Raw genomic sequence first — 12,034 nt, 5'->3', positions numbered from 1 at the left:
TGTACCTCCAATAATTGGGATACCGTGAAGATACTACAGGCATAAGTCACAATATGTCATGCCCGGCTGGAAAGCCGGAGATTAGTACTACTCAGGTTTGGTTTTATATCAATCTCATCAATATCTCTCACAAGGTAATCAGCGGTATGTTCCTGCATAGAGCTGATAATGCCGCCTCGTTCGTGGCGATGCGGGTATGCCATTTCAAATGATTTAGGTGCCAACTCACGCCAGACATACGTTATGAGATTCTCTTTTTTGTTATCTTCATCATCTCGCATTCTCTCCAAACTGCCGTGCATAATCGAATTTCTTAAGTATCTAAAATTATGCAATCTTTTTCTAACGGCATCAGTGTTTTGTGAAAGCGGCTTTCTAAGTGCAGGTCTTTGATCAGTATCCATGTACCAGCAAAAAATATCTCTCCATTGATCACTGTAGAGAGCATCATTCCTGAGAACCTCATCTCTTAACCGATCGATTTTGTCTTCTAAGCTTATCCTGTTTAGTTCATAAGCGCTCAATGTTTCCTGGGTTAACAATTTATTATCGATTATTTTCTCAAACAAAGCCCCGGCAAGGTAGAAAGCTAGATTTTCATACCCAAGGCGGTAACGACCGACCATATACCGAGCAAGGAGGGTTTCACGGTTTTCCATATTTTATCCTTCCGTTACGAGCGAATGAGTAAACCGGTAAAATTGTTTCGCCGTTGATGTAAGATCGCCAATTCTTCCTTCAGGACCAGACAAGGGTTTTGATAGCGCCTTGATGAATGAGGCTTCTGATTTTGCCGTTTTTGCAACTTCAACAAGTAATTGGAGCGGTGTTCGACTGCTAGAAGTTTCGGCCTTAGCTCCCTGCATATTGATGAGGATACTGTTCAGATATGTAATGTAGGAGCGGGATGAGTTTTCCGTCAGACCGCCATGCTCAACCAAGAATTTTCTGAATGCTGTTTTGGTTGATTGATCAGGCCTGGTGTTATCAGATCTTGAACGCTTGCTGTTGCTGACTGATTCAGTTGTTTGGAATCCAAGTGGTTCAAGCACCTGTTGTAGGTCATCACCTCTTACAACAGTATCCCAGAAAAACTCATGGTGCTGTTTCGGGTTGAATCCTATTGAGCGTCCTACATACTGGGCAGCCTCACGATCATTACCGCCATCACCTATGAATACGGCCTCCTCCTTTGAAAAACCCAGATCATGAAGCAGCAGTTTCACAAGATGCTTTTTGTGGATGAAATCGCTTGGCTGACAATTCCAGTGGCGGATTGTCCCGTCAGGATTCCAGAAATATTCTGCAGATGTGAAGCAATGTTCAAGGTTGAAATCAAGTGAAACCCGGTCGGCCATTGCTTTCAGTCCGCCGGAAACCAGGGCGATGGTGATACCGTGCGCTCGCAATGCCTGGAATGTTTCTGAAACGCCAGAAAAATATTCTGCTGAGTCATGAATAACGGCATCGAACAACTCCTTGGTGAGCCTGTACTCTTTGTGCAGCTTAATGGTGTCAATGACCCACTCGCTGTAACCGGGATAGCCGCCATCCCGCCACCTTTCCCAGTTTGCCTGATTCTTTTTGCTCGCTTCAGGTCCAAGCAAATCACACAAAAGTGTCCATGCGCTGCTGAACTGCTTTGTCGCCAATACGGCCTCCCCATGGCAGAGACATAGATTCTTCCAGTTTTGGGGGAAGCGGTACTTGATAAAATCGAAACGACATGAACGCTTGAGAAGCGTTCCCTCCATATCGAATACTGCCAGTTTGATCTTTTTCACCACCTCACCCCCGTTATCGGATACTTTTCGTAAATTGTTCCAGTGAATAGTGTCGTCTTGCAACTTGCACAGGCATAGAAAATGTCTCCAGTATTGGCAGGTGCACAAAATGCACGGATATTACTTGAGCCGCACGCACAGTATATTTTCCCATCCTTGAAACGATCCGGATAAATCTGCTGGTATTCCTGTCCTGTAGGTGTCATGTTTGTTCCCCTCCTATCGTGCATAACCTTGGCGGACTGCCGAGGCCATTGCCCTGAGACGGAACTCAACGGTGACAATGTCTTTCCGGCTATTGTTAACCCTCCGAATCAGAGATTCAAGGGAACCGCAAGCAACAGCATCCCTTACTGTGCCAATGTAGCTGAAATAGAATCCCTGTCCCACACGCCTGATCATTTTGTCAAATCTTGTATCCATTAGTGCCTCCTGACAAGTTTGATATCGTTATAGCCAGGAGCGTGCCAATCAGAACAATAACTGTTAACAGGCTAAAAACACTAAACAAAGTCACAAGATAAAACACGGCAATTCGTTATAAATCTACTTATGATGACAACTTAAGTTGATTCTGTATGCGACGATGACGTTTATCGCTTGGACTATCGATAACATCACGGTGACTTTTTGAATTTACTGATCGCTTGGGGAGAGATCGCGAGAAGAGCAGCTGCTTTTCGTTGGTTGCCGGAAGATTGTTCCAACGCATGAAGAATCAAATTGCGCCGAATATCTGAAAGGTACGCTTCAATCGAGAAACCTTCATTCAAGGTTGGCAGGGCAGCGCCGGACAATGCTGATGGTTCATTTGAAGTCGACTGTATTGATGACAAGGCGTAGTGTAACGCATCTTCAGGATTTTCTTTGGCATCACAATCATTGAGAAATGCAATTAAGCGATATGCAACGCGGTAGAGATCGCGGTAGTTGCCAGGCAGGGAGTGGCATTGCAGATAGCGAACAATACCTGCATGATCGACTTTGCTGAATACTGCTTTACTGCGATCTACGCCTGCAAGTGATTGCGCATGTGCATAAACATCTCGCCAAATCCATGGTATGTCTTCAGGAGTTTCTCTCAGCGGCGGTATTGTTAGAATTAATGGGCTTATCCGGTCAAAGAAATCCCTGTGTATTTCCTTATACAAACATTCAAGAGGACGATTGGTCGCTGTAATCAACCTGAAATCGCTTTTCTCGGAATGTTCGCTGCCTAACGGCTGAAATTCTTTTTCCTCCAGAGCTTTTATCAAGAGTCTCTGTGTATCAGCGTCGATATCCCCGATTTCATCAAGAAAAAGGGTATCATTGTCCATCCGCTTTAATAAACCGGTCTTGTCTTTTTCAGCTCCGGTAAATGCACCATTTACATGCCCGAACAATTCTGAACGCATTAGGTCGGAGGTAAATTGTCCACAAGCAACTCCCACCCAATTTTTTTTCAGTCGTCTATAGGGGCTATTTGAACGAATCCAAACAGCCCACGTACTTTTTCCTGTTCCTCTCTCACCCAGTATCAGAACAGGGGTTTTAACTTTAGCAAACCTGCGGGCTTCACGTTCGAGTGCTTTCAGCTTTTCCGAACGGAAGTCGAGTGGATTCCATGAAACAGTCGAATCGGACTGTTCATTCAAGCAACTCATGGTGTCCTGATATTGTTTGAAATAGTTTTCAACCCCTATTGATATCCTCTCAACTGGTGGACGACCATTGCGTTCTCGTGAACGATGGCACTGGACGAGCGTTACCGGTTGCCGGATATATCCTACTTCGGCAAGAAGCACCCAAACAGTATGCATGGCAGGCGTACCTGGACTAACGTTGATTACAAGCTCATCATCCGGGTGGTGCTCCCGTATTCGTTTCAGTTCCGGTTGCATATAGTTGAAAAGTGCTTTGTGATCTGTCGGATCGTTTCCTTCCCATGGAAGAGCTTCAAACTGGAAATTTGGGCGTTGTTTTTTCAGGACACTGCGAATACCGTTTAGCGCTTCAGCATCTGATGCAGTTCTATAGAAAAAAAATGCCTTGCGTATATCTTGATACTCGGACTGTTGATCAAGAAGCAATGTTAGCGTCGGACCATAGATCGGATGGTTAGCCTCATTAACTGGAACACGGGCGTTTTTCGCATCCCATTCATACGGGTCGTTTGAGCGTGCAACCCAGGATACCAATATTTTTTTGTATGCATGAGACATGTTACTGTCCTTTGGCTTCCTCAATCACTCAGCGCGATATGGATTGGGGAAATGAAAATATATACATGCCAGATGATTCGTTACGACTGCACAAACAATCCAAGCGCATCAAAGACAATTTATCAACAGCCCTTCCTGCTCTAAGCCAACCCCATATTGATCCATCAAACCAACAACATAACGCACATCAGCGTCGGTACTCTTCCGCAATCTTGCCAACACAGCCACGCTATCCTGTAGCAATTTTGCCTTTCCATAGCGTGCAAATAGCATCTCCAGATCAGGTGGGCGGTATAGTTCCGATCTCTCCGGACAGGCACCTTTAATTCTCAAAAACTCGTCCATGCCCACGGGATCATAATCAGGAAAGTGAATAACCTGTGTGGCAACCATCCCCGGAGAGCTCAGCCAATCGAGAACATCGGTACCTATTCTCCCCTCAGCATAAATTGCCAGATCGACAAACGGGGCTATTTTCTCGATATGCCAAAAGGTTTCCAAATTCTCCACCAGGCCCAATGTCCCCTGGCATTGCCAACCTTCCATCGAATCCAGGCAAAGAGCTGCAATACCCGCACTCTCGGTCCACTCAGCTACTGGCAGCTGTGAACTGTCTTTGTAGAAAGTACACAAATTAAACCCGCGGATCAGGATCGTTGTCGGAGCTTTGCCAGATGCTTTCTTAGAGTCCTTACGCTCGGCAACGGCCTTACTTCTCGCCGGGAGATATCCCTTTAACCCTTCCAGTCCCGACGGGTAAAGTGATTGTATAAAAGCCTGCAGTGCTGCCTGGTTCGTCACGATTAGGCGCCGTCCGGCCCCCGACCGTACTTCTTCGATAACGCCGGCATCAAAAAGGCTCTGCAGTCGCAACCGGTCTCTTCCGGAGATGCTGCTGGCAGGCAACGAATAACTATCAGAAAGGATAGTCAGCTGTTTTGCCAGGGAATCAACCGGGCCAGGCTTCATCGTTCTCCTCCCGGTGTATTCGCACCAAAGCGCTTGAATCAAGGATGAGCCTGCCGCCGTTGTCCTTGAGGAAATAGAGGTTATCGGCGGCATCCATTGCTTCCGGGCTGGCGAGGACCGGGGTAAAACCCAGTATACGCGACTGCCGGACAATGGCGCTGGCGTTGTCTTGGTCAAGACTTGATGCCTCGTCGAGGTAGTACGGGATACTGACCTCTTTGCGGTTGTCCAGAAGCCCTCGCAGCAGCATCAGATTAATGAGTACCTTGATGGTTATGGTAGTGCCATTGGACTCGATGCTTTCCAGTTTCGGGTACTCTCGTTCTTTACCGTCTGCCGTAGTCACGACGAACTTGAGCTCGAAGAGCTGGCGCAATTCGATACGTCCCGATTTCTTCAAAAATTCTCCGATGCAGCCGTACGCCTCGCTTGTGTCCTGAGTAGAGGCGAAAAGAGGAGAATCCTCCTGACGGATGACCTTCTTGAGCCATGGCACCAATTGATCATTCTCATCAAGCTCCAAGCGCAGTCTCTGGAGATTAGAAACGGAAACCTTGCTCAGCTGGCGGTTGAGGTCTTCGACCTTTCCCCGCAGTCTATCCAGATCGCCGAGTATATTTTTGATGGAGCTCTGCAGTCCGGCAGCAAGTCCGGACCATAGTTTTTCTGCAGCTTCTTCTTTTTGGGCGAGTGCATCCAACTCCTCTCCCAGAATACGCAACGTCTCCGCCTCACAGTCGCCTTTGCTGCGACCGTACGTCCGGCTGTCAATCACCAGCAGTCTGTTTCCCAGTTCGACATCAAGGGTCTTCTGCTTGGCAGATAATTCCAGATAGAGGACGTGCATCTCTTCGAACGAAGTGGGGAGTTGGAGAGTTCCGCATGTTGCCCATGACTGATCCGGACGCTGCAATGAACGGATATCCTCCAAATATTTCTTTTCTTTCGCGGCTGCTTGACCCAGGCGCACCTGAATCCCGGACCGGTCTCTGTCTATCTCTCGCTGCATTTCCCGCAATTGGTTCAGCCGGTCGACATAGTGGAAACTCTTCTTTTCCAGCTGATCATGATCCTTTTGCCATTCCCTGGCTTTGGTCAGGTTCTCCTGGAAAACTGAAAAACGGCGGAATCTTTCCCTGAATTCTTCGTACTCCTGCTCCAACGCCTTTTTCCGGTGAGCAAGTTTTTCAGTCTCTTCCGCGGCCTGCAACGTCTTTCTATCTCGCGTCACCGCTTCTTCGAGCACCTTTATTTTTTCGGCGATCAATGCCGGATCGGTGTATTCTTCGAGACACGGCGGGTCAAGTGCGCCAAGGGATAATGTAACGGCGCTGTCTTGGTACACATCATCGTAGATTTTATCCGAGATGGCCTTGACCCTAGCTTGCAGACCGGCTTCATCATTGATCTGCAAACCGTCGGAACCTAACTGCAGGCTGAGTACCTTATGGTTCAGGAGCCGGAACGCCTTCTTCAGATCGGTCTCTCCACACAAGCCCTTTAGTTTTGTTGCTACTGTTCGCGAGATCCCTTCCAGAAGACCCCGTTGGGCGGATAGATCCTTTTCTTGCATTCTTATACGTGCAGCTACCCTGGTGGCGGGCTCCTGCACGGCATTTTTCAATAAGTAGCCGATTTCCTCGATCTGTGTCTTAAGATTGGCAATCTTGGCATCCTCTATATCTGCCAGATAATCCCTGAATTCAGCTTTCTCCTGTTCAATATTCTTAAGATCCCTCTTGAGCGCTCCCAATTGCTGGTCGATCGACCTCATTGACTGCTCGGTTTCCCGGTACTCTTCTTTTGCCTGACTTTCCTTGCCGGCAAGTTGTTCCATTTGCAGATTCAGCTTTTCCCGCGTCTCGACAAGCTCGGTCCGGATTACTTCCCAGGCGCAGCCGATATGGGTGAACAGCAGCGGCAGATTCCCCCGGATCTCGTCACGTTCGGCGGCCAAAAGAAGTGCCCGCCGGATATCATCGGCCACCGCCTGCAGTCCACGCACCTCGTCGGCCAGTCGCTTCACTTTTTCAAACTGGCTTGAATAGCCGGTTTCGAGATCGATGCTCTTTTGCTTGAACTCGGACTCGTATATTTCGTACAGGAAACGCTTTAGGTCTTCCTGACTCAAATGGGCCAACCGGAGCAGGTTGCTGAACACCCGGCGAAACCGGCGATAGGCGTCACTATCGCGGGTAGGCACCAGACCGAGATGAACACCGTTGTTGTCGCCACTGCCGGTCAATGCGGCCTTCAACTGATTAGGCTCCAGCTTCCGGTAGTCCCGATCGGCCAGGAGCCCCCGGATTTCGTCTTCCTGGCGCAGCTTATTTGCCTCATCCAGAAAGTCGGTGATATCGAACTTTCCCTGATAACTGAATCTTCTGAATTCGTACCGTTTGAGGGGGCCAAGCCCCTGGACGCCGACTACCCGATAGCCGGTGGGAGTCAGACACTCGAACAGAATGTAACTGTTCGGATCAGGGAAATAGTAACGCCTGGTGTCATCCATATCCCGGGAGAAATGCATGTATCGCTGATCATCGATATAGAGAAATTGCAAGGCTGCAATAAGGGAGGTTTTTCCCACGTTGTTCGGCCCGACCAGGTGGAGTGGCCGAACCAGTTCCACTTCACCGTAATCGTATTTGCCTGAGTTCAGGATGATCAGCCTGGTGGGCCCCACAACGCTCATGAAGGGACCTCGCTCTCAGACGATCTTTGATCAGCCTGCAGGATCGTATGGCAAATGTCGAAAAACCGGTACACCGGGGAACGGAACCGAAACGAGCCGCCTTTGCGCACTGCAAAACCGAATTTTTCCAGATTGTTAACCACCCCTTCGAGGCCATCATGATCGGCTATACCGCTTTCCTTCATATAGAGCCGATATCTCTCGGTGGAAAAGTGGGGCATATCGGCAACCGAGAACTCCTTGGTGAGGATACTTTCGGCTACCGGTTCCCCCTGGCCTTCGAGAAACTCCATCAGAATGAAGATGAACAGCGCCATTCGCGAACTGGCGTCACTTAGGCTCTTTTCCCCCCGGAAAAAATAGAAATCCCGGGGGTGCGACTCAAGCCTGAATCCCAAGCGGTCGAACAGTTGCTGGTAAAGGTCGTAGTTGTCATACAAGGCGTGATAGTAATTGCCATCCTCCGCACAGATATGCCTGCCACGGCAGAGCCGCTGGAAAATCTCATCCAGGTATGGGAGATCGCACGGATTTTCGATCATACAATTGCCTCCACTGCCAACGGGCGTGCGAGCACCGTTATCCCGGGTAATTGGTAACACTTTTCCTCTTTGGAAAAACCGGCCTCAAATACATCGCTACCAAAGATACGACCATACGCCCGCAGCAACTCAGGGAATGGATAACCATCATAGCGATCCAGAAGCCACTGAAGTACATCACCGACAGGGAGCACTTGCCGCAATGTATCGATGAGCTCATCGGGGGGGATGAACCGTGGAGAAAGAGTCTCTCCCCCAATACCTATCACTGGTGGCTCTTGTGGCTGGTAGCCACGGACATTGTGCAGAAAGGACTCAATGTCTGTGTTGTTGAACAACCCTTCACGCAGCCACCCCGACGGAATCGCCAGTGTCGTTGGCAGACTGAGGCTCCTGATTCCTTCACGGCCAATCCGTTCCAGAGCCCGTGCTACCCCCCTGGCAAGTGAACTGTCCTGTTTCAAGGAGACATAGAGCGGCTCTACTTCGTGCATGGATTCCATGAAATCTGCTGTCATGTCGCGACGTAGCCTGACAAGGCGAACCGAGCAACGGATAAATTCCCGGTGCAGAGCGCCATCCAGCAGAAACTGTTCCATTCCCTGCTTCAGCAGTCGCTCAAGGCCGTCGAGCGAGGCGTCCATGGTTTTGCGGACATCGATCAGGTCTTTGAGGGGTTCGAGATAATGGTTCCAGAGATAATTGATTTTCTCGAATCTCTCGGAGACAGTCCGCTTGTCCCGGTTCGACTTGACGGTCATCACCTCGTTAATGATCGCCTCGCGGTTAGCCCGTGAATCCTGGCGAATCCGCTCCATTGTTTCGGTTATCTCGTCAAGCGCCCGTTCGATCAGGCTGTGCTTGTCATCGTGAATAGCGTGCTCAAGGTCTGCCTGTGAACGCTCCAGTTCATCCAGGTAAGCCTGGATTACGTTGGTCGAGGTGAGACGCTGTTCCTGCAGCAGGAAGCGGAACAGAACAGAAAGTGTTCTGGTCATTTCGTAGCTTGCAGTGGCATCTGGCAGCGGTTCGATTATCTTGAGGCTGATAAGTTTATCGATAAGAGCAGCGGGGGACTCCAGGCCAATGCGGTGCCGACGTATCAGTTCAGACAGCTCAGCATCATTCATCCCGCCGCTTCTGCGGAAGATGTCATGCAGAAGAGGGTAATTCTGCGCGGCGAAGTTGAAGAATGATTGTGGATTAATAGCCATGGTTCATAGTCACTTAAAGACAACAAGGTATTTGCGATGTTCCCGAAGTATATTTCGGGAACATCTATTCCCTACAGGACAGATTTAAACTATTTCAGATAGTTACCTTTGATAACTTCGTAACTGTAATCAGTATCTCGCCCTCAACACATCGCGAAGTGGCAGAATGCGCGGATAGGGCGACGTTCTGCCGACATTTACAACCGGTTTGTTTCTCAAGTCCGATTCAAAACATTCAATCTCGTCCATCAGCATCTCGCCCCGCCAGCCTTGAGATTCTGAGGCAGGATCACTGGCCGTTTTGAACAGGGCGTAAATGTGCTCTTCATCATCATGCCCGGCAAATGCTTCCCAGGCTGCAACTCCCTGTCCCTTCGCGTGCTGTTTCAATTCGACCCGGAGCTGTGAGCGCGTGAAAATCCGGAAACCGCTTTCGCGCAGGCTCAACATCCCCGATGCCACGTCACCGCCATGAGTCCTCATGATAATTCGCCGGACACCAGCCAGGTTGGGGTGAACATGCAGTGCCCCTTGACGCCTTCCAAGACGCACATAGACGAATCCGTTATCATCACGGGCAAGCGCAAGCTGGGCAGAATTCTCATACCAGGCGATCAGCACCATCTCCTCTGCAGGCGGCAGAGCGCGGTAATCCCGACCGTAAATGTCCGACTCCGGCAGTGCCATCGACCCATAGCTGACCGGCTGTTCATTCGCTGTATAGGCTTCTGCCAGGTGGTAGGTGACACGCTCCCGCGCTGTGGTGCGGTTAGCGAGATGCTCGATGATGTCGTCGAGAAATTTGGCAACTGAATCAATCCCGCTGGCCTCGCCTTCCGCATTCGGACGGATGGCAAAGGCTCCAAGTCCCGGCAAAATTTCATGAAAGCAGTTGTAAGGGGATATATTATCGCCCGGGTTGCCGGGATAGAGGACGTACGCTCCGGCGGTACGCCTGACGGCATCCCGATACGCATGCATTTTAAGCAGATCGGAATACTTTGCCGCCGTACGGTTTTCCTGTACGGCTTCCGTATCTCTTTCGAATGCCTCATCGTCTGTTATGTCGCCGAGCAGTTCACGAATGTTGTCGACACGGTATTTCGCATCAAAATGGACATGAGCCATCAGCTCGTTTCGCTCAGCTTCTTCTCGTGAGTACTCAGCCGGCCAGATGCTGATGGTGTAATCCGGCTGCACACCGCGCGTCCAGCTGCCTGCTTTGCCTTGTTCAGACCGTGGCGAAAATTTGCGGTTAAAATGGAACTCCGCTTTCAGTCGACGGCTCGCCTTGTTTGACCATACGCCGGCAACCGGCGTCCGCAACTCCACGCCGCGTTTGAGCATCAATTGCGGTGGTGCTTTGTCCTTATCCACAATTATTGAATGAAGCGGCTGTTCGCAGGTAAACCTTTGCCGGAACAGTTTTTCCAACTGAAAGAACAGCCAGTATTCATACAGGGTCGCCACGTTGCGGGCACCGGCATGAAAAACATCCGCAGAGCCTTCCCATACCAGCTGTGCCCCGGCATGAAACTGCAGCCAGAAATGCAGTAACTCCCTATAGCCGGCCTTGCGCTGCAATACAGGGCTGCCGATCGGGACGACAACCGGCGCCGAGACATCCGGAAGAAAGCCGCGGCCAAGCTGCGTTTCCAGCATACCGCGCAGCCGGTTCGCATCACCAAGCAGCCGGCGCGTTTCCGGTTTTTCGAGGTCTGCAGGTTTGCGTGACAGGTGTGATGCCACATCGGCGAGAAAGTCGCGGAATTCTGCCAGCACCATCTTGATAAAGCGGTTCTCTGCCGTATCAAGAAAGTCGGTGCGCGACTGAACAGAGACCCGGGCCGGGAGGGATCGAATGTTGGCGGAATAAAGCGGATGGGATTCGGGTACTGAAACGCGGCGTGCAGCCGTGGCAACCTGCCGCGCAAAATCCCTGCCTGGCTTGAAAGGGCGTGAGATATCGCGCTCTTCGCGGTTGTCCTCAAGTCGCCGATGGGGATTGCGCAGGATCTCATCCACAGCGGCGCGGAATGGAGATGATTCCAGGGTATGCCGCAGAAATTCGAGCTGCTGCTCCAGGATGCGGGAGTCTTTCTGCCAGAGGGTATCGAGCTTCAGGCGGGTGGGTGCGCGGCAGTCCATGAGCAGGCCGGCGCACTTGTCGGAAATGAATGACAGCATTCCCCGGTAGTGCTCCCGGTAGCCGAGTTTGACCGAACGTACTTCAACGCTGCCGCGAGCTAGAGGAATGTCAGGAGAGTTACGTCTGATTACCGTGAGTGGCAGCAAACCGCAGTAATCCTGTGGTTCGATCAAACCCCGGTCTCCCTGTTCTTCCAGAACAGGGCTCGGCTGCACTCCGCGATGTGGCAGCAGCGCCAAGTCGTCCCATGCACCTTCAGCAGGTTTCAAGCGGTATTCGTAGCGGCCGCGTTCCCGCAGCTGCAAGCGTTCCTCACTATTCCGTCCCGCCTCCTCGGCAGAAAACATCACCAGCGATTTCTGCGCCACGGACGAAGGTTCTGTCCTGGCAAGCGTCACAATTTCGACTGTTGCCAGCAGACGCCCCTCCGGGGTCCTGCACTCGACCCATTCACGCTGCCGCGCCGCAACCGCCATG

The 12,034-nt window shown here is 50.6% G+C and carries 8 protein-coding genes; all 8 read right to left on the bottom strand.

Going from position 1 to position 12,034, the window contains the following annotated elements:
- Window positions 1–56: 56 nt before the first annotated feature.
- Window positions 57–659: a hypothetical protein gene (locus ACOCF6_RS11015; RefSeq protein WP_482460432.1), complete on the bottom strand. Its 603-nt coding sequence runs from the start codon at window positions 657–659 to the stop codon at window positions 57–59.
- A gap of 3 nt (window positions 660–662) precedes the next feature.
- Window positions 663–1,784 (bottom strand): HAD family hydrolase, encoded by a 1,122-nt coding sequence (locus tag ACOCF6_RS11010; RefSeq protein ID WP_482460431.1) that lies wholly within the window; start codon window positions 1,782–1,784, stop codon window positions 663–665.
- 617 nt (window positions 1,785–2,401) lie between these two features.
- Window positions 2,402–3,988, bottom strand: a complete 1,587-nt coding sequence (locus tag ACOCF6_RS11005) for a sigma-54-dependent transcriptional regulator (RefSeq protein WP_482460430.1) — start codon at window positions 3,986–3,988, stop codon at window positions 2,402–2,404.
- A gap of 108 nt (window positions 3,989–4,096) precedes the next feature.
- A complete protein-coding gene (locus ACOCF6_RS11000; RefSeq protein ID WP_482460429.1) occupies window positions 4,097–4,957 on the bottom strand; it encodes a hypothetical protein in 861 nt (286 codons plus the stop codon).
- On the bottom strand, window positions 4,938–7,652 hold the full coding sequence (locus ACOCF6_RS10995) for a hypothetical protein (protein ID WP_482460428.1): 2,715 nt from the start codon (window positions 7,650–7,652) through the stop codon (window positions 4,938–4,940). The genes ACOCF6_RS11000 and ACOCF6_RS10995 overlap by 20 nt, the downstream gene beginning before the upstream one ends.
- Window positions 7,649–8,194: a condensin complex protein MksE gene (locus ACOCF6_RS10990; protein ID WP_482460427.1), complete on the bottom strand. Its 546-nt coding sequence runs from the start codon at window positions 8,192–8,194 to the stop codon at window positions 7,649–7,651. Before ACOCF6_RS10990 ends, ACOCF6_RS10995 begins: the two co-directional genes overlap by 4 nt.
- Complete coding sequence (locus ACOCF6_RS10985) at window positions 8,191–9,408, bottom strand: hypothetical protein (protein WP_482460426.1); 1,218 nt, start codon at window positions 9,406–9,408, stop codon at window positions 8,191–8,193. Before ACOCF6_RS10985 ends, ACOCF6_RS10990 begins: the two co-directional genes overlap by 4 nt.
- A gap of 129 nt (window positions 9,409–9,537) precedes the next feature.
- On the bottom strand, window positions 9,538–12,033 hold the full coding sequence (locus tag ACOCF6_RS10980; protein WP_482460425.1) for a DUF2357 domain-containing protein: 2,496 nt from the start codon (window positions 12,031–12,033) through the stop codon (window positions 9,538–9,540).
- Between the last annotated feature and the right edge of the window lies 1 nt (window position 12,034).

It is taken from the genome of Geobacter psychrophilus (assembly GCF_056821595.1).
This window is presented reverse-complemented; position numbering and strand designations above follow the sequence as displayed.